Source organism: Enterobacter sp. CP102 (assembly GCF_025152625.1).
Lineage (GTDB): Bacteria > Pseudomonadota > Gammaproteobacteria > Enterobacterales > Enterobacteriaceae > Enterobacter > Enterobacter soli.
Genome location: NZ_CP104014.1, coordinates 40,501 through 63,215, shown reverse-complemented (window position 1 = coordinate 63,215; position 22,715 = coordinate 40,501). Strand labels below are relative to the sequence as shown.

At 56.0% G+C, this 22,715-nt stretch carries 23 protein-coding genes; 14 read left to right on the top strand and 9 right to left on the bottom strand.

The window, feature by feature from the left end; translation table 11 throughout:
• Nucleotides 1–161: 161 nt before the first annotated feature.
• On the bottom strand, nt 162–1,664 hold the full coding sequence (locus tag N1249_RS00295; protein ID WP_409193157.1) for an MDR family MFS transporter: 1,503 nt from the start codon (nt 1,662–1,664) through the stop codon (nt 162–164).
• 78 nt (nt 1,665–1,742) lie between these two features.
• Here N1249_RS00295 and N1249_RS00290 point away from each other — a divergent pair, with 78 nt between their 5' ends.
• On the top strand, nt 1,743–2,390 hold the full coding sequence (locus N1249_RS00290) for a TetR/AcrR family transcriptional regulator (RefSeq protein ID WP_259833649.1): 648 nt from the start codon (nt 1,743–1,745) through the stop codon (nt 2,388–2,390).
• On the opposite strand, the gene N1249_RS00285 is transcribed toward N1249_RS00290, so the two are convergent.
• On the bottom strand, nt 2,387–2,806 hold the full coding sequence (locus tag N1249_RS00285) for a GNAT family N-acetyltransferase (protein WP_259833646.1): 420 nt from the start codon (nt 2,804–2,806) through the stop codon (nt 2,387–2,389). The two genes, N1249_RS00290 and N1249_RS00285, sit on opposite strands and share 4 nt — an antisense overlap.
• Before the next feature lie 186 nt (nt 2,807–2,992).
• Here N1249_RS00285 and N1249_RS00280 point away from each other — a divergent pair, with 186 nt between their 5' ends.
• The 6 genes from N1249_RS00280 (at nt 2,993) to N1249_RS00255 (ending at nt 10,894) form a co-directional block, all read left to right on the top strand.
• Entirely contained in the window at nt 2,993–3,562 is a 570-nt protein-coding gene (locus tag N1249_RS00280) for a TetR/AcrR family transcriptional regulator (RefSeq protein WP_259833644.1), read from the top strand.
• 147 nt (nt 3,563–3,709) lie between these two features.
• A complete protein-coding gene (locus N1249_RS00275; protein WP_259833642.1) occupies nt 3,710–4,831 on the top strand; it encodes an efflux RND transporter periplasmic adaptor subunit in 1,122 nt (373 codons plus the stop codon).
• Nucleotides 4,831–7,941, top strand: coding sequence for an efflux RND transporter permease subunit (locus N1249_RS00270; RefSeq protein WP_259833641.1), 3,111 nt, complete (start codon nt 4,831–4,833; stop codon nt 7,939–7,941). Before N1249_RS00275 ends, N1249_RS00270 begins: the two co-directional genes overlap by 1 nt.
• On the top strand, nt 7,941–9,305 hold the full coding sequence (locus N1249_RS00265) for an efflux transporter outer membrane subunit (RefSeq protein ID WP_259833640.1): 1,365 nt from the start codon (nt 7,941–7,943) through the stop codon (nt 9,303–9,305). Before N1249_RS00270 ends, N1249_RS00265 begins: the two co-directional genes overlap by 1 nt.
• Before the next feature lie 50 nt (nt 9,306–9,355).
• Entirely contained in the window at nt 9,356–10,510 is a 1,155-nt protein-coding gene (locus tag N1249_RS00260; RefSeq protein ID WP_259833638.1) for a multidrug effflux MFS transporter, read from the top strand.
• An 87-nt stretch (nt 10,511–10,597) separates the two neighbouring features.
• Nucleotides 10,598–10,894 (top strand): YicS family protein, encoded by a 297-nt coding sequence (locus N1249_RS00255; RefSeq protein WP_259833637.1) that lies wholly within the window; start codon nt 10,598–10,600, stop codon nt 10,892–10,894.
• A 41-nt stretch (nt 10,895–10,935) separates the two neighbouring features.
• Here the strand turns inward: N1249_RS00255 and N1249_RS00250 are convergent, their stop codons facing one another.
• Nucleotides 10,936–11,886: a LacI family DNA-binding transcriptional regulator gene (locus N1249_RS00250; RefSeq protein WP_259833634.1), complete on the bottom strand. Its 951-nt coding sequence runs from the start codon at nt 11,884–11,886 to the stop codon at nt 10,936–10,938.
• Between the two features lie 294 nt (nt 11,887–12,180).
• Between N1249_RS00250 and N1249_RS00245 the strand changes: the two genes are divergently transcribed.
• The 6 genes from N1249_RS00245 to N1249_RS00220 all read left to right on the top strand — a co-directional run bounded on the left by N1249_RS00245 (nt 12,181) and on the right by N1249_RS00220 (nt 18,145).
• Nucleotides 12,181–12,495, top strand: coding sequence for a PTS sugar transporter subunit IIB (locus N1249_RS00245; protein WP_023333974.1), 315 nt, complete (start codon nt 12,181–12,183; stop codon nt 12,493–12,495).
• A gap of 11 nt (nt 12,496–12,506) precedes the next feature.
• Nucleotides 12,507–13,832, top strand: coding sequence for a PTS sugar transporter subunit IIC (locus N1249_RS00240; protein WP_259833631.1), 1,326 nt, complete (start codon nt 12,507–12,509; stop codon nt 13,830–13,832).
• A 17-nt stretch (nt 13,833–13,849) separates the two neighbouring features.
• Complete coding sequence (locus N1249_RS00235; protein ID WP_259833630.1) at nt 13,850–15,223, top strand: glycoside hydrolase family 1 protein; 1,374 nt, start codon at nt 13,850–13,852, stop codon at nt 15,221–15,223.
• Nucleotides 15,224–15,234: 11 nt separating this feature from the next.
• Nucleotides 15,235–15,537, top strand: coding sequence for a PTS lactose/cellobiose transporter subunit IIA (locus tag N1249_RS00230; RefSeq protein WP_259838265.1), 303 nt, complete (start codon nt 15,235–15,237; stop codon nt 15,535–15,537).
• Nucleotides 15,538–15,677: 140 nt separating this feature from the next.
• A complete protein-coding gene (locus N1249_RS00225) occupies nt 15,678–17,057 on the top strand; it encodes a carbohydrate porin (RefSeq protein WP_259833629.1) in 1,380 nt (459 codons plus the stop codon).
• Nucleotides 17,058–17,239: 182 nt separating this feature from the next.
• Entirely contained in the window at nt 17,240–18,145 is a 906-nt protein-coding gene (locus N1249_RS00220; protein WP_259833628.1) for a DMT family transporter, read from the top strand.
• Between the two features lies 1 nt (nt 18,146).
• Here N1249_RS00220 and N1249_RS00215 read toward each other — a convergent pair whose 3' ends face one another.
• The 5 genes from N1249_RS00215 to N1249_RS00195 all read right to left on the bottom strand — a co-directional run bounded on the left by N1249_RS00215 (nt 18,147) and on the right by N1249_RS00195 (nt 21,143).
• The gene (locus tag N1249_RS00215; RefSeq protein ID WP_259833627.1) at nt 18,147–18,413 is read right to left on the bottom strand and encodes a Txe/YoeB family addiction module toxin; all 267 of its coding nucleotides are present in this window, start codon (nt 18,411–18,413) and stop codon (nt 18,147–18,149) included.
• Nucleotides 18,388–18,660: a type II toxin-antitoxin system Phd/YefM family antitoxin gene (locus N1249_RS00210; RefSeq protein WP_259833625.1), complete on the bottom strand. Its 273-nt coding sequence runs from the start codon at nt 18,658–18,660 to the stop codon at nt 18,388–18,390. Before N1249_RS00210 ends, N1249_RS00215 begins: the two co-directional genes overlap by 26 nt.
• 56 nt (nt 18,661–18,716) lie before the next feature.
• Nucleotides 18,717–19,907: a purine ribonucleoside efflux pump NepI gene (gene nepI / locus N1249_RS00205; RefSeq protein ID WP_259833624.1), complete on the bottom strand. Its 1,191-nt coding sequence runs from the start codon at nt 19,905–19,907 to the stop codon at nt 18,717–18,719.
• Between the two features lie 167 nt (nt 19,908–20,074).
• On the bottom strand, nt 20,075–20,593 hold the full coding sequence (locus N1249_RS00200; RefSeq protein ID WP_259833622.1) for an SRPBCC domain-containing protein: 519 nt from the start codon (nt 20,591–20,593) through the stop codon (nt 20,075–20,077).
• 97 nt (nt 20,594–20,690) lie between these two features.
• Nucleotides 20,691–21,143, bottom strand: a complete 453-nt coding sequence (locus N1249_RS00195) for a DUF1198 domain-containing protein (protein ID WP_166718190.1) — start codon at nt 21,141–21,143, stop codon at nt 20,691–20,693.
• A 99-nt stretch (nt 21,144–21,242) separates the two neighbouring features.
• Between N1249_RS00195 and N1249_RS00190 the strand changes: the two genes are divergently transcribed.
• Nucleotides 21,243–22,148, top strand: coding sequence for a LysR family transcriptional regulator (locus N1249_RS00190; protein WP_259833621.1), 906 nt, complete (start codon nt 21,243–21,245; stop codon nt 22,146–22,148).
• 36 nt (nt 22,149–22,184) lie between these two features.
• Here the strand turns inward: N1249_RS00190 and N1249_RS00185 are convergent, their stop codons facing one another.
• On the bottom strand, nt 22,185–22,640 hold the full coding sequence (locus N1249_RS00185) for a hypothetical protein (RefSeq protein ID WP_259833620.1): 456 nt from the start codon (nt 22,638–22,640) through the stop codon (nt 22,185–22,187).
• Between the last annotated feature and the right edge of the window lie 75 nt (nt 22,641–22,715).

Below are 22,715 nucleotides of genomic sequence, written 5' to 3'. Positions count from 1 at the left end.
GATGACTATATCGACAACGAAGCGGCGCGCTAAAAACCGAAAAGGAATCAATAAGAAGGATAAGTTATATACGGTATTTTGCCGGGTGGCGCTGCGCTTACCCGGCCTACGTGAGTGGTAGTTGTAGGCCCGGTAAGCGTAGCGCCACCGGGCGAAGGACATCACTCATACCTTTTGCGCAGCGGCGCTTCACGTAAAAACCACGACAGCACAAACGCCAGCACCATAATGCTCGCGGCCAGCAGGAATACAGCGTGGATTGCCGAGCCGAACGCATCCAGATAATCCAGCTTCAGGGTCTCCGGCAGATGATGAATAGCGGTCGGATCCAGTGAGCGCGGCAGGTTAGTCCCTTCCGGCAAGCGATCCATCAGGCCGGATTGCAGCATGTGCGTGAACACCGCGCCAAACAGCGCGACGCCAATCGCCCCGCCGATGGAACGAAACAGCGTCACACCCGAGGTCGCCACACCGTACTGATCTGCCGACACGCTGTTTTGCACCGCCAGCACCAGCACCTGCATCACCAGCCCAAGCCCCATCCCCAGAACGCCGGTGAACAGGTACAGCTGCCAGGTCGGGGAGTGGATCGAAATTCGCGTCAGCAACACCATCCCGACCACACCCAGCAGCGTGCCGAGGATCGGAAACAGGCGGTACTTCCCGGTATGGCTGATGATCCGCCCGCTGATAATTGAGGTCAGCAACAAGCCGCCCATCAGCGGGATCAGCTGCAAACCGGCCTGCGTTGGCGTGGCGTCTTTCACCACCTGCAAATAGAGCGGCAGGAAGGTCACCGAGCCAAACAGCGACATCCCGATAATAAAACCGATCAGACTACAGAGCAGGAAGCTACGGTCGCGGAACAGCGACAGCGGGATAATCGGCTCCCAGGCCAGGCGTTCCTCGTAGATAAACCCGATGATCCCCGTCAGGCCAAAAGCGAGAATGCACCACAGCTGCGGGTCGTTCCACGGGCGAATCGTCCCGCCTTCCGTGGTGAACAGAATGATGCACAGCAGCGCCATACTGAGGTAAATCGCCCCCAGGTAGTCAATCTCGTGCTTGCTGCGCCGGGCACTGCCATGAAACACCGTGCCAATCACCAGCAGGGCAAACAATCCCAGCGGCAGGTTGATGTAGAAAATCCAGCGCCAGGAGGCGTGCTGCACGATAAATCCGCCAATCAGCGGCCCGATAACCGTTGCCAGGCCGAACACGCCGCCAAACAGCCCCTGATAACGTCCACGCTCGGCAGGCGGAATAACGTCCGCCACGGCGGCCATACTGATGACCATCAGCCCGCCGCCGCCCAGCCCTTGCAGGGCGCGCATCAGCACCAGCTGGGTCATGTTTTGCGCCAGCCCGCACAGCACGGAGCCTGCCAGGAACAGCACAATCGCAATTTGCAGGACGATTTTCCTGCCAAACAGATCGCCAAATTTACCGTACAGCGGCACCACGATGGTGGAGCTGAGAATATAGGCCGTGACCACCCAGGAGAGTTTATCCAGCCCGCCCAGCTCGCCAACAATGGTCGGCAGCGCCGTGGAGACAATCGTCTGATCCAGCGCAGAAAGCAGCATCACCAGCAGCAGCGCGCTGAACAGCAGCTTTATCGACGGCGCTTTTTGCGCAGTTTGAGTCATTACGTCGGACTCCATAAGACATCACTTGAAATTAATTAATTGGATAATTAATATTTGTGTAAGTGATGAATAAGATCAAGAGATACTGTGACCATGCCAGCACAAAAGGACAATTCTGAACCCCGCCGCCCAGGCCGCCCGCGCGGTGGTAAACGGGTAACCGCCAGCCGCGAGCAGCTGCTGGATATCGCGCTGCACCTCTTTTCCCGTCAGGGGATTGCCAATACGTCGCTGAACGCCATTGCGAAAGAGGCGGGTGTGACGCCTGCAATGCTGCACTACTACTTTAACTCCCGGGAACAGCTGCTCGATGCGATGATTGAGGAACGTTTTCTGCCATTACGCAGCAAGATCAGCGTTATTTTCGCCGAAAACCCGGACAACCCGGTGAATGCCCTGACGCAGATGGTGCAAGCTCTGGCCGGTTTGGCCGGGCAACACCACTGGTTTGCCCCGCTGTGGATGCAGGAAGTGATCGGCGAGATGCCGGTGCTGCGCACGCACCTGCACGCGCGGTTTGGCGATGAAAAGTATCAGACAACGCTGACCGCCATCACGCGCTGGCAGCAGGAAGGAAAACTGAATCGTGAGCTTGCACCGGAGCTGTTATTCACCACGTTGCTGAGCCTGGTGCTGGTGCCCTTCTCGCGGATGCGCAACGACGAGAGGCTGAAAACCCTCTCGCCGGAGATCATTGTGCGTCATGCCTTAGCGGTGATCGGCCACGGGATAGGCGGTTAAAGATTTTTCGACAGGTAGTGCCGCTGCATTCCCGGATACGGGTAGTCTGGCAGGGACATCTGTAACTGGTATCCCTGCTTTTCATAGAACGGGCGCGCCTGGAAGCTGGCTGTATCCACCAGCGCGTGCTTGCAGCCTTTGCGTCGGGCTTCATCTTCTGCCGTTTTGATAATCTGGCTGCCCACGCCGGAGCCCCGCACGCTATCGCTGACCCACAGAAAGTCGATGTTTAACCAGTCGCCTTTACGCACCCCGATTAACCCGCCCAACATTGCGCCTTTATCATCTCGCACGTAAACGCCAATATCGCCGCTAAAGGTCGCCAGATCCAAAAATTGCCCGTTGTAGGCTCTTAATCCCGTTAATAACTCATCTTTCTCTTGCTGTGTGACATTATCGGTCGTGCTCAGGTGCATATTGTTCTCCTTATTTTCTGTGCATTCTTAATATCGCACAGCCTTTCCTTCACAGAAACTCCTTAATTCCTTCATTCTTTTTATCTGGAAATATTCATTCAATATGTAAATAAAAAAACTCTTTCCAATACGCTCTCAAAACGTATAATGAGAACGATCATTCTCACTTTTGCACGGTAACCGACGATGAGCCCAACGCTTGCAGAACGCCAAAAATTACGCCAGGACGAGATCATCACTGCGGCGCGACGCTGTTTTCGCGCCAGCGGTTTTCACGCTGCCAGCATGTCGCAAATCGCCAGCGAGGCGAAGCTCAGCGTCGGGCAAATCTATCGTTATTTCAGTAATAAAGATGCCATTATCGAAGAGATGATCCGCCGGATTATCGACTCGCGCATCGAAGAGATGGAAGGCAAAACGCTGGTAGAAGGGATGCCAGAAGCCCTGGCCTCACGCCAGACGCTTAACGAAGATGACGATGCGCTGATGCTCGAAATGTCCGCCGAAGCAACACGCAACCCGCAGGTGGCGGCCATGCTTGTCGAGGCCGAAGCCCGCATGTTTGCCAACGCCTGTACGCACCTGAAAAAGCAATTTCCCCACCTCAGTGACGAACATATCCGCTGCTGCGTGGAGATCACCGCCGTGATGATCGAGGGCACCATATACCGTCGATTAACACCTTTAAAAGTACCATCAGAACAGTTACAGCCCATTTATCAGGATATTTTAAATATGCTTTTCACTGCGAAGTAATCGTATGTGAATAATTAAAAGAGATAAGTAATTTCTCGTTTTTACATTTCCGGTGCTGCCGGAGATGCGGTATCGCTGTGCCTTTAAATAGCCCTCCTCCTTGTTAATCCATTAACAGGGCAGGCATCGTTCACCCTGGAAAAAATTATGAAAGCCATAACAACCTCCATCGCAGCATTATTCCTCCTGACCGGGTGCGATAATGCGCAAACATCTGCTCCCCAGCGCCCCCTCCCGGAAGTGGGCATTGTCACCCTGATGAGCCAGCCGGTGTCGGTGGTCAGCGAGCTGACCGGCCGCACCACCGCCGCCATGAGCGCTGAAGTGCGCCCGCAGGTCGGCGGCATTATCCAGAAGCGGCTATTTACCGAAGGCGATACCGTTAAAGCCGGGCAAGCCCTGTATCAGATTGATCCCTCAAGCTATCGCGCCGCTTACGATGAAGCCGCCGCAGCACTGAAACAGGCGCAGGCGCTGGTTACGGCCGACTGCCAGAAAGCCCAGCGCTATGCGCAACTGGTGAAAGACGACGGCGTATCGCGCCAGGATGCGGAAGACGCGAAATCCACCTGCGCGCAGGACAAAGCCAGCGTGGAGTCGAAAAAAGCCGCCCAGGAGAGCGCACGCATTAACCTCAACTGGACGACCGTCACCGCGCCGATTGCCGGGCGTATTGGCATCTCTTCCGTTACGCCAGGCGCACTGGTCACCGCCCAGCAGGACACCGCGCTGGCCACCGTTCGTGGTCTGGACAGCATGTACGTTGATTTAACCCGCTCCAGCGCCGACCTGCTGCGCTTACGCAAACAGACTCTCGCCAGCAACAGCGACACCCTGAGCGTATCCCTGTTGCTGGAAGACGGCAGTACCTACAGCGAAAAAGGCCGCCTGGCGCTGACCGAGGTCGCGGTGGATGAATCGACCGGCTCGGTGACGCTGCGCGCTGTCTTCCCAAACCCGCAGCATCAGCTGCTGCCGGGCATGTTTGTGCGCGCCAGAGTGGATGAAGGCATCATGAACGATGCGATCCTCGCGCCGCAGCAGGGCGTTACCCGCGATGCCAAAGGCAACGCCACCGCGCTGGTCGTTGATGCCAGCAACAAAGTGGAACAGCGTCAGCTGGAAACGGGTGATACCTACGGTGACAAATGGCTGGTGCTGAGCGGCCTGAAAGCCGGCGATAAGCTGATTGTCGAAGGCACCGACAAAGTCACCGCCGGTCAGGAAGTGAAAGCCGAAGAGATGAAAGCCAACGGAGGAAACGCCTGATGTTTTCCCGTTTCTTTGTGCGTCGCCCGGTGTTTGCCTGGGTGATCGCCATTCTGATTATGCTCGCGGGGATGCTGGCGATCCGCACGCTGCCCGTCGCGCAGTACCCGGACGTTGCGCCGCCGTCGGTCAAAATCTCTGCCACCTATACCGGTGCATCGGCGCAGACCCTGGAAAACAGCGTCACCCAGGTCATTGAACAACAACTGACCGGGCTGGATCACCTGCTCTATTTCACCTCCACCAGCAGCTCGGACGGTTCGGTGAGCATTAACGTCACCTTCGAACAGGGAACCGACCCGGACACCGCGCAGGTTCAGGTGCAGAACAAAGTCCAGCAGGCGGAATCACGCCTGCCGACCGAAGTACAGCAGTCCGGGATCACGGTCGAAAAATCGCAGAGTAACTTCCTGCTGATCATGGGCGTCTACGATAAGACCGACAAATCCAGCAGCTCCGATATCGCCGACTGGATGGTCAGTAACGTGCAGGACCCGCTGGCGCGCGTTGAAGGCGTGGGTAGCTTGCAGGTGTTTGGTGCTGAATACGCCATGCGCATCTGGCTCGACCCGGCGAAACTGGCCTCTTATTCGCTGATGCCGTCCGACGTGCAAAGCGCGATTGAAGCGCAGAACGTGCAGGTCTCTGCCGGTAAAATCGGTGCGCTGCCGTCTTCAAACGCCCAACAGCTGACCGCCACCGTGCGCGCCCAGTCGCGTCTGCAAACGGTCGATCAGTTCAAAAACATCATCATCAAAAGCAAGACCAACGGCGCAGTCGTGCGCATGAGCGACGTTGCCCGCGTGGAAATGGGCAGTGAAGATTACACCGCGACCGCGAAGCTGAACGGCCACCCGGCAGCGGGTATGGCGGTGATGCTCTCCCCGGGTGCCAACGCGCTGGATACCGCCACGGCGGTGAAGAACAAAATTGCTGAATTTAAACGTGCGATGCCGGAAGGCTACGACGTTGCCTACCCGAAAGACAGCACCGAGTTCATCAAGATCTCGGTTGAGGACGTGATCCAGACGCTGTTCGAAGCCATTATCCTTGTGGTGGTGGTGATGTACCTGTTCCTGCAAAACATCCGCGCCACGCTTATCCCGGCGCTGGCCGTGCCGGTAGTGCTGCTGGGAACGTTTGGTGTCCTGGCGCTGTTCGGCTATTCCATCAATACCCTGACGCTGTTTGCGATGGTGCTGGCGATAGGGCTTCTGGTGGATGACGCCATCGTGGTGGTGGAAAACGTCGAGCGTATTATGCGCGACGAAGGGCTGCCCGCCCGGGAAGCGACCGAAAAATCGATGGGTGAAATCTCCGGCGCGCTGGTCGCCATTGCCCTGGTGCTTTCCGCGGTATTCCTGCCGATGGCGTTTTTCGGCGGCTCCACCGGGGTTATTTATCGTCAGTTCTCGGTCACTATTATTTCGGCGATGATCCTCTCTGTTGTGGTGGCGCTGACCCTGACGCCAGCGCTCTGCGGCTCGGTTCTGAGCCACACCCCGCCGCACAAAAAAGGATTCTTCGGCGCGTTTAACCGCTTCTACAGCAAAACCGAACACGGCTATCAGAACAAGGTGCTACGCGCACTGCGCCGCTCCGGCGGGATGCTGGTCATCTACGCCCTACTTTGTGGTGCGATGGGGCTGGCGATGCTGAAACTGCCGGGCAGCTTCCTGCCAACGGAAGACCAGGGCGAAATCATGGTGCAGTACACCCTGCCCGCTGGGGCAACGGCCGTGCGTACCGCAGAGGTGAGCCGCCAGGTGCGCGAATGGTTCCTCAACAAAGAGAAAGCCAATACCGACGTTATCTTTACCGTTGAGGGCTTTAGCTTCAGCGGTAGCGGCCAGAATGCCGGGATGGCGTTCGTCTCGCTGAAAAACTGGTCTGAGCGTAAAGGCACAGAGAACACCGCCCAGGCGATTGCCCTGCGTGCCACGCAGGAGCTGAGCACCATTCGTGATGCCACCATTTTTGCCATGACGCCACCTTCGGTCGACGGCCTGGGGCAGAGCAACGGCTTTACCTTTGAGCTAATGGCAGCCGGTAATACTGACCGTGAAACCCTGCTGAAAATGCGTAACCAGCTGATTGGCGAGGCCAATCAGGATAGCAACCTGCACGCCGTGCGTGCCAACGATCTGCCGCAGATGCCGCAGTTGCAGGTGGATATTGATAACAACAAAGCCGTCTCTCTGGGGCTCTCTCTCAGCGATGTGACCGACACGCTCTCAAGCGCCTGGGGCGGGACCTACGTGAACGACTTTATCGACCGGGGTCGCGTGAAAAAGGTCTATATCCAGGGAGATAGCGATTACCGCGCCGTGCCGTCCGACCTTAACAAATGGTATGTCCGCGGCAGCGACAGCACCATGACGCCGTTCTCTGCATTCGCCACCACCCGCTGGGAATATGGCCCGGAAAGCCTGGTGCGTTACAACGGCTCGGCGGCCTATGAGATCCAGGGCGAAAACGCCAGCGGCTCCAGCTCTGGTACGGCGATGAGCAAAATGGAACAGCTGGCCAACAACCTGCCATCCGGCACGACATGGGCGTGGAGCGGCCTGTCGCTGCAAGAGAAACTGGCGAGCGGCCAGGCGATGAGCCTGTATGCCCTCTCCATTCTGGTGGTGTTCCTGTGTCTGGCCGCGCTGTATGAGAGCTGGTCGGTGCCGATTTCGGTGATCATGGTGATCCCGCTTGGCGTACTGGGGGCCGCAGTGGCCGCCACCCTGCGCGGCCTGAACAACGACGTTTACTTCCAGGTGGCGCTGTTGACCACCATCGGCCTGTCGTCGAAAAACGCCATTCTGATTGTTGAATTCGCCGAGGCGAAAGTGGCTGAAGGGTATTCCCTGACCCGCGCCGCCATACGCGCCGCCCAGACGCGTCTGCGCCCTATCATCATGACCTCGCTGGCGTTTATTGCAGGCGTGACGCCGCTGGCCGTGGCAACCGGCGCCGGGGCCAACAGCCGCGTGGCAATCGGTACCGGCATCATCGGCGGTACGCTCGCCGCCACGCTGCTGGCTATCTTCTTCGTCCCTTTATTCTTTGTACTGGTGAAACGTCTGTTCTCCGGTAAGCACGCAAACCGGAGGTCATAATGTTTCGTGTATCTGTTTTAGTGTTGGCGCTGCTGAGCGCAGGCTGCGTGTCATTAGATCCAACGTATCAGCGCCCTGATGCGCCCGTCCCGGCGACGTTGCCGGGCGCACACGGTGAAGCAAATACCGTGGTCAGCCAGTGGCAGCAGGTGATGAACGATGCGCGGCTGAAAAGCGTGGTGACCATGGCGCTCAACAGTAACCGCGATGTGCAAAAAGCGATAGCGGATATCGACGCCGCCCGCGCCCAGTACGGCGAAACCCGTTCGTCGCTGTTCCCGACGGTGGATGCGGAACTGAGCCACACCCGCAGCCGCACGCTGGCAAGCGGTGTGACCACCAGTGACGAAGCCAACGGCGCGGTATCCAGCTTCGAGCTGGATCTGTTCGGCCGTAACCAGAGCCTGTCCCGGGCGGCGCGTGAAACCTGGCTTGCCAGCGAATTCACCGCCCAGAACACCCGCCTGACGATGGTCAGCGAGCTGACGACGGCCTGGGTTACCCTCGCCGCCGATAACAGCAACCTGGCGCTGGCGAAATCGACGATGGAGAGCGCCGCAAACTCGCTCAACATTGTGAAACGTCAGCAGCAGGTCGGCGTTGCAGCGGCCACGGACGTCAGCTCAGCGATGGGCGTTTACCAGCAGGCGCGCGCCAGCGTGGCGAGTTATCAAACCCAGGTCATGCAAGACAAAAACGCCCTGAATCTGCTGGCGGGCGCGATCGTACCGGATAACCTGCTGCCCGGTACGCTGGAGAGTCTGAGCGATAACGCCATCACCCTGATCCCGGCAGGCGTCAGCTCGAGCACACTGCTGCGCCGCCCGGATATTCAGGAGGCAGAACATAACCTGCTGAGCGCGAACGCCAATATCGGCGCGGCACGCGCCAACTTCTTCCCGACCATTTCGCTCACCGCCAGCGCAGGTGTGGGCAGCGATTCTCTGTCGTCCCTGTTCAACCACGGCATGAAGGTCTGGTCGTTCGCGCCATCCATCACCCTGCCGCTGTTTAGCGGTGGCAACAACATGGCGCAGCTGCGCTACGCTGAAGCCGAGAAAAAAGGACTGATTGCCACCTACGAGAAAACCATCCAGAGCGCGTTTAAGGATGTAGCCGATGCGCTGGCGCGTCGTGAAACGCTGAGCGAACAGCTTGATGCTCAGCGTGAATACGTGGCCGCCGGGCAAAAAACGCTGGATGTGGCAATGCGCAGCTATCAGGCCGGCGCGGGGGATTATCTGACGGTTCTGACCGCCCAGCGGTCGCTGTGGTCGGCGCAGGCATCACTAATTTCATTACAACAAACCGACTTCGAAAACCGTATCACGCTGTGGCAGTCGCTCGGTGGCGGTATCCAGTAACACCTTTGCCGGGCGGCGCAAAGCTTGCCCGGCCTACGGGACAGATCAATATGGCAAAACTCTCTTTCTCATTTGCGGCCATTCTTGGCCTGCTGACGGCCATCGGACCTTTGTGCTCTGATTTTTATCTTCCGGCGCTGCCGGAGATCGCCACGCATCTGCACACCTCTACCACGCTGACCCAGCTTTCGCTGACCTCGGCGCTGATTGGCCTCGGACTTGGGCAGCTCTTTTTCGGCCCGCTGAGCGATCGCATGGGGCGTAAAATGCCGCTCCTGATTTCGCTGCTGCTGTTTGTGGTGGCCTCTGTGCTGTGCGCCACCACGCAGAATATCTACGCGCTGATCGGCTGGCGGTTTGTCCAGGGCGTTGCCGGGGCGGGCGGCTCGGTTCTGGCGCGCTCTATCGCCCGCGATAATTATCACGGCTCGATGCTGACACAGTTCTTTGCCCTGCTGATGACGGTTAACGGCATTGCGCCGGTGGTTTCTCCGGTGCTCGGCGGCTATATCTCGTCACACTTCGACTGGCGGATGCTGTTCTGGGTAATGGCCGCGGCGGGCCTGGCACTGCTGGTCGCCAGCCAGCTGTTTATCCGCGAATCACTCAGCGAAAAATCCAGCGCGGGATCACTGCTGGGCACGGCCAAAACGGTGCTCAAAAATCGCCGTTTTATGCGTTTCTGCCTGATTCAGGCCTTTATGCTGGCGGGGCTGTTTTCCTATATCGGTGCCTCCTCGTTTGTATTGCAAAACGAGTACGGCCTGAGCGCCATGCAATTTAGCCTGCTGTTTGGCGTAAACGGTATCGGGCTGATTATTTCCGCGCTGACTTTTTCTCGTCTGGCCCGTCGCCATCCGTCGGAAGGGTTGATGCAAATAGGTCTGGTGCTGGCCGTTGCCGCGGCGGCATTAACGCTGCTCTTCGCCTGGATGCACCTCTCAGCGCTTGCGCTGATCGCGCTATTTTTTACCGTCGCGTTTAACAGCGGGATCAGCACCATTGCGGGTTCAGAGGCCATGAGCGCGGTCGAGTCCCGCGAGTCTGGCACGGCGTCGGCCATTCTGGGAATGCTGATGTTTTTGTTCGGCGGGATTGCGGCGCCACTTGCCGGGATTGGTGGAGAAACTATGCTGAAAATGAGTTTCGCCGTGGTCGTCAGCTATAGCATTGCACTGGTAATCGGTACTCATACGCGCGAATGAGCAAATTCATACTTTCGGCTTGAGTCGGAACGGTGAATGTAACTATATATTTCAGGTGAAACATGTGACTCAATACTGGAGGTTTCAATGAAATCTGCACACCTTTTTTGCCTGATCGTCTGCCTGCTGTTTGCCGCGTTCGTCCATGCCCAGGACGAAGAGAGCCCGGCCAGGGACGCGCAGATTAAGCAGCAGGTGCTCAAAGACATCAAGAAAACCTGCACGCCACAGCGAAAACAGAGTGATAAAGAGTGGCAGGCCATGATTTTGTCATCCGAGGCAAATCAGCTGCTGGTGAAAAACGCCATCACGGCGGTGAAGCGCGACAATCTGGATGGCTACTGGGATGCGGTCGGGCAGATTGATTGTATGGAAGATTATTGAGGGCCGGGCGACGCTGCGCGGACCCGGCCTACTCAACATTTTTAACGCTTACGTATATCCGGAATAATTAAATCACCGCGTAAGACGTACGACCCGAGCATCTGCGTTTTCTCGTTCAGCCAGGCCACAATTCTCGCTGCCATCGCATCCATCGAATACTCAATGGCCGGGATCACCGGGATACCCGGCAGATGCAGCGATCCGGCAAGGCTGAAGACCATAATGTCGTCCGGCACGGATTTATTAAACGCCTGCAACTGCGGAATAACACGCTGAGCTTCTTGCTCATCAGCCACCAGCAGCGCGTTAAAGTTCAGCGTGGAGGCGTTGTTGAGCAGCTCCTGGAGCGCAACGGAAGACGAGGTTGCCTCCATAAAGACCAGATTACGGTTAAAGGGCAGGAAGTTTTTCTCCAGCGCGTGCTTATAGCCCAGCAGCACCTGGTCGGCAAAGCCGTTACCCTGTGGGTGGATCAGCGCAATCTGGCGGCGCCCCTGGCTGGTGAGATAGTTACAGGCGGTTTCGGCAGCGAAAGCATGATCAAACTGGATACTGTTGGCGTTATCGGCTTCCATACAGTCGACCAGAATGACGTTTTCCATCTCGATATCCAGCGGGAAACGCGCGCCGATCACCAGGATGTCATCACATAACCCGCAGGAAAGCTCTTCAAGGGCGTGCATCACTTCCGCTTTGGTATGCGCAAAGCGCAACAGCAGGTGTTTTTGATGCTGACTGAGGTGTTTTTCCAGCGCGTAAAGATAACCGGTAGTCTGGTTAATATTCTCCTGCGCGCAAATCACGCCAATACAGCCCGTGGACTGGCTCAGCAGCGACTGTGCAATCACATTAGGCCGGTAGTTCAGCTCATCCACCGCTTTTAGTACGGCCTGACGGCTGGCTTCCTTTACGCCACGCGACCCACTCAACACCCGTGATACCGTGGCTTTGGACACCCCGGCCAGACGTGATACATCGTTGATTGTAGACATCTCTCTCCCCTGACAGGCAACAACCCGCACCTGTAAATTCCATAACCGCTACGGCTCACATTATAGCCAGAATGGAGTATATCCGTTTCCGTTTTTCATGGAAACCGATTTTCCGTTTCCACTCAAAATGAGGTCTTAATCGCCAAAATCTGTGACCCAGATCGTGGTAACAAGCCCCATAAGCAACGCTTCTTGATGGCTGTCACATTTCTTTCTTTTATGAATGGAAACCGGTTTCCGTATGATGTCCAATCATCCTCGCAATAACTTTTTACATTTAGAGGATGGTTGTCGATGTTCAAGATTATGCTGTGCTGCTCTGCCGGGATGTCCACCAGCCTGCTGGTCAGCAAAATGGTCGATGTCGCGAAAGAACGTGGTTTGCCGGTCAAGATCGATGCGTACGGTGTTTCCGAATTTGATACGCAGTTTCCGCAATACCAGGTTGTACTTCTCGGACCACAAGTGAAATACATGTTACAGACACTGTCAGACAAGGCGGCTACGCAAGGTATTCCGGTACAACCCATCGACATGATGGACTACGGGATGCAACGTGGCGATAAAGTACTGGACTATGCACTGTCGCTCATCGAAGCGGCACACTAAAAGGTGTTCACATGAGTTCGTTATATCAATCAATGGTCGCGGTTATTGAGCAATCTATTACCCCGCTGGCGGCAAAGCTCGGACAGCAGAAGTATGTGATTGCGATCCGCGACGGCTTTACCGCCGCCCTGCCGTTTATGATCATCGGCTCGTTTATGCTGGTGTTCATCTTCCCGCCGTTCTCAGCGGATACCACCAACAGCTTCGCCCGCGGCTGGCTGGATTTCTCCCAGACCTACCGCGAACAGCTGATGCTGCCGTTTAACCTCAGCATGGGCGTGATGACTTTCTTCATTTCGGTGGGGATTGGTGCAAGCCTGGGGCGTCAGTTTAACCTCGACCCGGTGATGTCCGGCCTGCTGGCCTTTATGGCGTTTCTGCTGGTTGCCGCACCCTATGCCGACGGCAAAATCTCTACCCAGTATCTGTCTGGCCAGGGGATTTTCACTGCGCTTATCACCGCGATTTACTCCACCCGCGTGTATGCCTGGCTGAAACAGAACAACGTGACCATTCGCCTGCCGAAAGAAGTACCAACCGGCGTGGCGCGTTCGTTTGAAATTCTGATCCCGGTGATGGTGGTGATCGGCACGCTGCACCCGCTGAACCTGTTTATTGAAGCGCAAACCGGGATGATTATTCCGCAGGCGATTATGCACCTGCTGGAGCCGCTGGTCTCTGCGTCTGACTCCCTGCCCGCCATTCTGCTCTCCGTGCTGCTGTGCCAGATTTTCTGGTTCGCCGGTATCCACGGCTCGCTGATTGTCACCGGCATCATGAACCCGTTCTGGATGGCAAACCTGTCGGCAAACCAGGCGGCACTGGCTGCTGGCGCGGCGCTGCCACACGTTTACCTGCAAGGTTTCTGGGATCACTACCTGCTGATTGGCGGCGTGGGCTCGACTCTGCCGCTGGCTTTCCTGCTGCTGCGTAGCCGCGTAACGCACTTGCGCACCATCGGCAAAATGGGCGTTGTGCCAAGCTTCTTTAACATTAACGAACCGATCCTGTTCGGTGCGCCAATCATCATGAACCCGATGCTGTTCATCCCGTTCGTGTTCGTTCCGCTGGTAAACGCCTGTCTGGCCTACGGCGCAACGAAACTCGGCTGGCTGGCACAGGTTGTGTCGTTAACACCGTGGACCACCCCAGCACCAATTGGTGCCTCATGGGCGGCGAACTGGGCGTTAAGTCCGGTAGTGATGTGCGTCGTCTGTATGGTGATGTCCGCGCTGATGTATTTACCGTTCCTGCGTGCTTATGAGCGTTCACTGCTCAAAAATGAAGAGCAGAAAGCTCAGGCAACGGTCGGTGCCGCTGAAACAGCAAGTAATTAAGTCAAAGAGGAAGCGTCATGAAATATTCATTTCCCGAGCATTTCTGGTGGGGCAGCGCAAGCTCCGCTCTCCAGACCGAAGGGACAAGAGAGGGTCAAACCACATGGGATTACTGGTTTACCCGCGAGCCGAACCGTTTTCACAATGGCGTGGGGCCGCAGCACACCTCCACGTTTTATCAGCACTGGAAAACGGACATTCAACTGCTAAAGCAGCTGAACCACAACAGCTTTCGGACCTCGATTAGCTGGGCGCGCCTGATCCCCGATGGTATCGGTGAAGTGAACCCACAGGCAGTCGATTTTTATAATCAGGTCATTGATGAGCTGATTGAACAGGGCATTACGCCGTTTATCACCCTGTTCCATTTCGACATGCCGATGGCAATGCAGGAGATCGGTGGCTGGGAAAACCGTGACGTCGTGGAAGCCTATGCCCGTTACGCGCAAATTTGCTTCGAGCTGTTTGGCGATCGCGTGCTGCACTGGTTTACCTTCAACGAGCCGATTGTCCCGGTCGAAGGCGGTTATCTTTACGACTTCCACTATCCAAACGTGGTGGATTTCCGTCGCGCGGCAACGGTGGCCTACAACACGGTCCTGGCTCATGCGCTGGCGGTTCGCGCTTACCGTGCGGGCCATTACGCGGGTGAAATTGGCATCGTGCTGAACCTCACGCCATCGTACCCGCGTTCACAAAACCCGGCCGATGTGAAAGCGGCGCACATTGCGGATCTGATGTTTAACCGCAGCTTCCTCGACCCGGTGTTGCGCGGCGAGTACCCGGCCGACCTTGTGACTCTGCTGAAGTCCTATGAGCAGCTTCCGGCCTGTAAACCGGAAGACAGCGCGTTGATTGCAGAAGGGAAAATCGACCTGCTCGGCATTAACTATTATCAGCCGCGTCGCGTGAAGTGCCGTGACAGCGCGGTAAATCCACAGGCGCCCTTTATGCCGGAGTGGTTCTTTGATAACTACGAAATGCCAGGCCGCAAGATGAACCCTTATCGTGGCTGGGAAATCTATGAACCCGGTATTTACGATATTCTGGTTAATCTTCGCGACAATTACGGCAACCCACGCTGCTTTATTTCTGAAAACGGTATGGGTGTCGAAAATGAACAACGCTTTATTGAAAATGGCCAAATAAACGATCAATACCGCATTGATTTTATTTCCGGGCATTTAACCTGGCTGCATAAAGGTATTAGCGAAGGGTGCAATTGTCTTGGTTATCATATGTGGACATTTATTGATAACTGGTCATGGTGTAATGCCTATAAAAATCGCTATGGATTTATCCAGCTCGATTTAGATACGCAGCAACGCACCATTAAAAAGAGCGGTGAGTGGTTTGCCGCTACCTCGTTAAACAATAGTTTCGATAAATAGAGAAAGAGATGATGGTTGCCTTAGAAGAAGCGGTAATGGAAATCATCGTCAATGCTGGTCAGTCGCGCAGCCTGTGCTTTGAAGCACTGCACGCTGCGCGTCAGGGCAACCTTGACGAAGCAAAAAGCCTGCTGCGCGAAGCCGATGGCTACGCGCGCCAGGCGCACAAGATGCAAACCAAACTGATCGAGCAGGATGCGGGCGAAGCCCGCCAGCCGATGACGTTAATTATGGTGCACGCCCAGGATCATTTAATGAATTCCCTGCTGGCGCGTGAATTATCCGAAGAAATTATTCATTTATATCAGAGATAACTTATGGCGAAATAAAGTTAATGTAACACCTCTGTACCTGAAAATATAAATCACTCTGTTTCTGATGATAGCGACATATTCTGTCAAATCGGAACGGGATGGTTATTGTCTGAATAAAATGTAAATTAATAGAGATGACAATGAAAAATATTAAAAAACTTCCATTAACAATGGCGGTTATCGCCGCGCTTTGCCCAATTTCTGTCCTCGCACAAGAATTCACGCAGGAGCAAATCGACGCCATTGTGGCCAAAGCGGTGGATAAAGCCCTGGCAGACCGTCAGGCCAAAATGGATGCTGCGGTGGCGAAAAAAGTCGACGTGGTGACCGAGCCGCAAAGCGCGGCGCAATCCCCGGATATGGCTATCCCGTTCGGCATCAAATTTACCGGCTACGCCCGCTACGGCGCGCACTTCCAGGCCGCCGATCAGAAATACGTGGCAGTGGATGGTTCTTACAACGGCGCATCCGCGATTGGTCGTCTGGGTAACGAAGGCAATGGTGGTGAATTCCAGCTTTCCAAAGCCTTCAAGGGTGAAAACGGCGCGATCTGGGACATCAACGTGATGATCGACCACTGGAGCGACGAAGTTAACCTGAAAAAAGCCTACGCGGGGGTGACCAACATTATGGCGTCTAACCCTAACGCTTATTTCTGGGCGGGTCGTGACTTCCACCAGCGTCCGCAACAGGGCATCAACGATTACTTCTGGATGAACCACGACGGCCAGGGCGCCGGGGTGAAAAACTTCGATATTGGCGGCGTGCAGTTTGACGTTGCCACCGTGGCAGCAGTGGAATCCTGTAGCCCGGAAGTGATGGCAGACGAAGCGAACCCATCGCGCATCACCTGTACCGGCGGTTCCGGCACGGGCGACAAAGGTAACTATGCGGCCACCTCAAAAATTCACGGTATGAAACTCGGCCCAGTCGATCTGGAGCTGTACGCCAACTATGGCTTTGACTCGAAAGCCGTTGAGAGCGACGAGCGTCTTAACGCCTGGCAGGGCGGCGTGGTGCTGAGCCACACCAACGACAGCGGCGTGAACAAGGTGATTGCCCGTTACTCGGATAACTCGGACAACAGCGTGTTTAACAAAACCGAGGATCTGACCACGGTTTACGCCAGCTTCGAAGGTCTGCACAAATTCACCCCGCAGACTCAGGTTGAGTACATCCTCGCCTTCCACGACTATGACAATAGCCGCGACAAGAGCGATAACCGCAAAAACTACAACGCCATTATTCGCCCGATGCACTGGTGGAACGACGTTCACTCCACCTGGCTGGAAGCGGGCTGGCAGCACGTTGATTACGACAACGGCGGCGATAACAAAGGCTGGAAGCTGACCCTGTCGCAGAACATGTCTATCGCCATGGGTCCAGAGTTCCGCCCGATGCTGCGTTTCTACGTGACCGGCGGCAAAGTGGATAACGAACACACCGCACGCGTGAACGGCACCAAAGACGAAACGCTCGACGATTTCAACGTCGGCGCGATGTGGGAAGCGTGGTTCTAAGGTAGAAGCAAAACGGCAACGAGAGTTGCCGTTTTTAGTGTTTGCCCCCTCTCCCCGTGGGAGAGGGCCGGGGTGAGGGCACCAGCCCGCCCCCCACCTGGTTTTGTAGGCTGGGTAAGCGTAGCGCCACCCGGCGAGATCCCATGTTATGCTAGTCAAAAATCGACATAGCAGGGGAGTACATGGGTTCCACACGTAAAGGGATGCTAAACGTCCTGATCGCCGCCGTTTTATGGGGAAGTTCAGGGGTTTGCGCGCAGTACATCATGGAGAAAAGCCACATTTCTTCGCCTTACCTGACCATGGTTCGCCTGCTGTTTACCGGTGTTATCCTGCTCACGCTCTCCTTCGTTCACGGCGACAAGATTTTCTCGGTCATCAAAAATCGCAAAGATGCCCTCAGCCTGCTGATTTTCTCACTGTTCGGCGCGCTGACCGTGCAGCTCACCTTCCTGTTGACGATTGAAAAATCCAACGCCGCCACCGCCACCGTGCTGCAATTCCTGTCGCCGACCATCATCGTGGCGTGGTTTGCGCTGGCGCGGAAAAAGCGCCCGGGGATATTTGTGTTGTCCGCGATTATGACGTCACTGATCGGCACCTTTCTGCTGGTGACCCATGGCGATCCCACCTCGCTCTCCATTTCGCCTGCGGCCTTGTTCTTCGGGATCGCTTCGGCCTTTGCTGCTGCGTTTTACACGACGTATCCGTCAACGCTGATTGCCCGCTACGGCACGCTGCCGATTGTCGGCTGGAGTATGTTGATTGCGGGATTAATGCTGACCCCGTTCTACGCCGGGCGCGGAACAACGTTTGTCATTGATGGCAGCCTGCTGTTGGCGTTCTTCTATCTGGTGGTGATCGGGACAGCGCTGACGTTCAGCCTGTATCTGAAAGGCGCACAGATGATTGGCGGACCGAAGGCGAGCATTCTGAGCTGCGCCGAGCCGCTGAGCAGCGCGTTGCTGTCTGTCATCTTGCTTGGTGTGGCGTTCACCCTGCCGGACTGGCTGGGCACGCTGTTGATTGTCTCGTCGGTGGTGCTGATTTCGATGGATTCGAAAAGACGGGTTCAGACATCGGCGTAATTCAGGAATAATAGTGATAGCGGCACATCAGGATGGTAATTGCGCTATCCGTTACCCCATAAACAAGGCGATCAGTATCGTTTATCCGACGGGACCAATACCCGGAAAGGTTGCCTTTTAGCGGTTCCGGTTTGCCCAGTCCGTCGAAAGGATGGCGCTTCGCATGTTCAATCAGCTTGTTGATTCTGCGAAGCGTTTTCTTGTCCTGCTCTTGCCACCACAGGTAATCATCCCAGCCGTTATCAGTCCAAATCAGAAGCCTGGTCATTTATCAGATCCCTCTGTGTGGTTTTTCCTGTATTTGCCTGAGCGATTGATTCCATCAGTCGGCTGGCGTTTGCAGGCGAACTCATCAGATGGATGGTTTCCATCATCGAGTTATAGTGCTGAAGAGACATGACAACTGCATCGCCACCGTTGCGGCGGCTGATAATTGTCGTCTCCACATTTTCATTCACCTCATCTAACACATCTTTGAGCCGGCTTCGGGCTTCAGTAAAAGTCACAACCTGCATACTGCCTCCTGTACAAGTTACGGTACAAGTATATCGCCGAAGTGACTATTTATCAATCAACGGGCCTTCACCTTTGAGGCCACCAGCAGCGCGGTCAGCAGCATCAGCGTACCGGAAATCACCAGCGGTGAGGTCAGGCCGATATGGTCCAGCGCAATACCGCCTACCGCTGCGCCACAGGTGTTCGCCAGCTGGATCACCGCCACCTGAATCGACCCGGCTTTTTCGGCCTGATCTGCCAATGAGCGGGTGATCCACGTTGACCAGCCCACCGGCACCAGCGCAAAGGCAAAGCCCCAGATAATCGCAATTGCCGATGCCACCCATTTATCACTGCCCCACAGCACCAGCACCGCCGCGCTTAGCGCCAGCACCAGCGGAGCACCCGCCAGCGCCACTTTCAGGGAGCGTTTCAGGAACTGGGACGACAGGGACGTGCCGATAAAACTGGCAATACCGAAACTCAACAGCACCAGCGTCAGGCCATCCACATCAAAACCGGCCATGGTCATAAACACCGGGCGGATATAGGTAAAGAAGGCAAACTGCCCGGCAAAGGCCATAAAGATGGCGCTCATCCCCGCCAGCACGCCCGGGCGTTTCAGCAGGCTGAACATATTCTGTTTGTGATGTGCCGCTTCACCCGGCAGGGACGGCAACGCTTTCCACACCCAGATAATGCACAGCAAACCCATGACGGCCGCTGCGTTAAACACATTTCGCCAGCCGATAATCCCGCCGAGGAAACTGCCCAGCGGCGCGGCGATCACCAGGGCGATAGACACGGCGCCAAAGATAACGGACAAGGCTTTAGGCACAGTGCGCGCGGGCACCAGGCGCATGGTGAGGGATGCCGACATCGCCCAGAAGCCGCCCAGCCCTAACCCCAGACAGGCGCGTCCAAGCAGCAGCAGGGTAAAGTTATTGGCAAAAGAAACCAGCAGGCAGGAGAGCGTCAGCAGCACGCTGAAAAGAATGACCACCTTGCGGCGATCGATGGTGCCAATCACCTGGGTGATAAACAGACTGGCGAACATTGCCACAAACGCGGTCACGGTAACGGACTGCCCCGCTACGCCTTCGGAAATGCCCAGATCCTGCGCCATTGGCGTCAGGAGGCTCACCGGCAGAAACTCAACGGTAATCAGGCAGGCCACGCAGAATGCCACGGAGAAAACCGCCGACCAGTTCGGGCGTGACACCTCTTTGGTCTGCGGTCTGGTCGTGGGCTGGATATGTTCTGTCATGGCGTCACCTGGAGATAAATGTGCGGAAAAGTCGCGCAGTTTATCATCAAAAGTGTGACGAATTTAACGTTTTGACAACTTTCGCAGCTTTTTTTGCCGGGCGGCGCGGCGCTTGCACCGGCCTACGGGGTTTGTAGGCCCGGTAAGCAAAGCGCCACCGGAAAAAATTACCCGCGAGCCTTAAGGGCGGCACTGGCTAATCCGACGATCCACTCCTGGTGCCCGTTAATCATCGGGTTCGGCACGGTACGCGCCAGTTCCTGCGCCGGAACGCCTTTTTGTGATTCCTGGGTCAGGATGCGCACGCGGTTACCGGGCAGGTCTTCAAACAGCCAGGCGTGGATCACGTCCAGACGCGAATCCGCATCCCCTTCCACCCAGCCGTGCCAGGCGATACGTGCCGCTTCACCGTCAACCGGCGGCACATATTCCGTCACCTGCGCTTCAACCGGGAAGCCAAAGGTGGTGAAGCGGAAGCGGGCGTTGGTACTCAGTTCAGGGCCGCTGCCGTCGTGAAAGCGGATATCTTCAGCGTTGCTGTAATAGCCCGGCCACAGGGTTGTGTCGTTGAGCTGGGCCCAAATCTCTCTGGCGCTCAGCCCGGCGACGATGATTTCGTTAGATGCAAAGTTATCGGTGGTGCCTGGCAGATAGTCGTTCGGCCAGATAATCGCAGATTGCTTCATGGTTCACCTCGTCATGTTGTTGATGAGGTGATGTTGCGCTCGGGAGTGGTATAAATCTAATGATGATACTTTATACTCTTCATCACGATTCGTGATATCAGTGCAGGTAAAACACACCTTCTTGCGGCAAGAAAAGCTGGTTGTAGCGCAGCTGGAAGGCATTAAGTTCCTGCGGGTCTGGCTCCATCTCGCGCATAAAGCCCAGGGTGAGGCGGATTTGCGCATCGGTAATCGGTGCCGCCAGGCGGGCTTTACGCAGCAGCCGGTGCCAGGTGTGCAGATTCTCTTCGCTGCCGTTGACGATACAGACCTGCCAGATCAGCAGCACCTGCGCCGCGTTTTGCAGATGGGCTTCGTCCGGGCGCTCAAGGTAGCGGATAAACTCATTGCCGGGCGTTTTACCAAACTGATCGATCATCGATTCTACCGGCACCAGAGTGATACCCAGACGCTCGCTTAATCGTTTGATCGCGCGGCGTGAATCAGAGGTCAGGATCCGAAATCCGACCACGAACACCACCACGAGGGTTGCCAGCATTATCCAGACCATGCGTTCTCCTTAAATTAGCCGCTCATCATATCGGGAAACGCGCAGCGTCAACAGCAGGCAGCGCCATAATAGTGAACTGGAAAAAGGTGGAATAACCTCATGAAAGCGGATCTGCGCACCCTGGATCTCAACTTACTGAAAACGCTGGATGCCCTGCTGGACGAACGCAGCGTCACCCGTGCCGCAGCGCGTCTTGCCCTTACGCAGCCTGCAGTTAGCGGGATGCTGAACCGCCTGCGGGATTACTTCGACGACCCGTTGTTTATCCGCGCCCCACACGGCATTGTGCCAACCACCCGCGCGGAAGCACTGGCCGCGCCCATCAAGCGCATTCTTGCGGATATCGATGTGCTGTTGCAGCCCGTCATATTTGACCCGCTTACGGCCAGACAGACCTTTACCCTCGCCGCCACGGATTACGCCCTGCGTGCGGTGATCGTGCCGTTTATTGCCGCGCTTAAGGTGCAGGCCCCTCACATTCGCGTGCGCGTGGTGCCGGTAGAGCCGGAGCGCCTCGTTGCCCAGCTTGAGCAGGGGAAAATCGACCTCGCCCTGCTGACGCCGCACACCACACCTGATGAGCTCCACAGCCGCGCGCTTTATGATGAACGGTACGTCTGCATGATGCGCGCCGAACACCCGGATGCGGGCAAACCGCTTTCACTTGAGCGTTTTTGTACTCTGGAGCATGTGCTGGTGTCTTACGAGGGCGAAAGCTTCCACGGCGTGACCGACGATGCGCTGGCAAAAGCCGGGCGCGAGCGACGCGTGGGATTATCGGTGAGCAGCTTTCTGGTGCTGCCGGAGCTGCTGACCATCAGCGATATGATCGCCGTAGTGCCGCAGCGCATGGCCGAAAACCGGGTGGATATGTTTGTGTGTGACACGCCGGTTCCGGTAGCGGGATTTACCAAAAGCATGGCCTGGCACGGACGCACGCACCGTAACCCGGCGCAGCAGTGGCTGAGGGAGTTATTGCTGGAGACGAGCGGGCGGCAGGCTTGAATACCTGCCGCGCAATTTACCGGGTTAACAGAATGATTAATGATGTGGAATGTAAGGTTCCTTCACATAATCAGCCAGCAGGTAGACGAGATCATGCAAAAGCCCAGTTAATGCATTTGCGGCTGGCTCCGGCAGATTATTACCAAGCAAAGCCTGTGTGAGAGCGATTGCATAAGAAACGGGAATATCAGTCTCTTGCCAACAGTCGGGCATAGTAGAAACCGGAATTTCTTCCGCAGAAAGACTGTCGATTAGGTGCGCGGGCAGGTCGTTAGTACAGAGCCTTTCCATATGCATGAGCGCATTCAGCAAGCGCCCGCATAATGCATTACGTTCTGTGGCATCGTGCGTTTCGACAAGCACACTTGCAAATGCGGCGCAGAAATCGGCGACTTCAAAAAGATCCGCCGTAGATGGAAGCGGATGGGAAATTAAGTACTGGGTAAATTTTCCGTGATGTTCAGAAAAAGAAAGGGTTGGGATAGTAGCCATAAGGCAGCCTCTTTGCGCAATTTTAGGTAATTATCACCACTTGGGTTCCTACGCCCGAGGGTGGTGACGCTGACG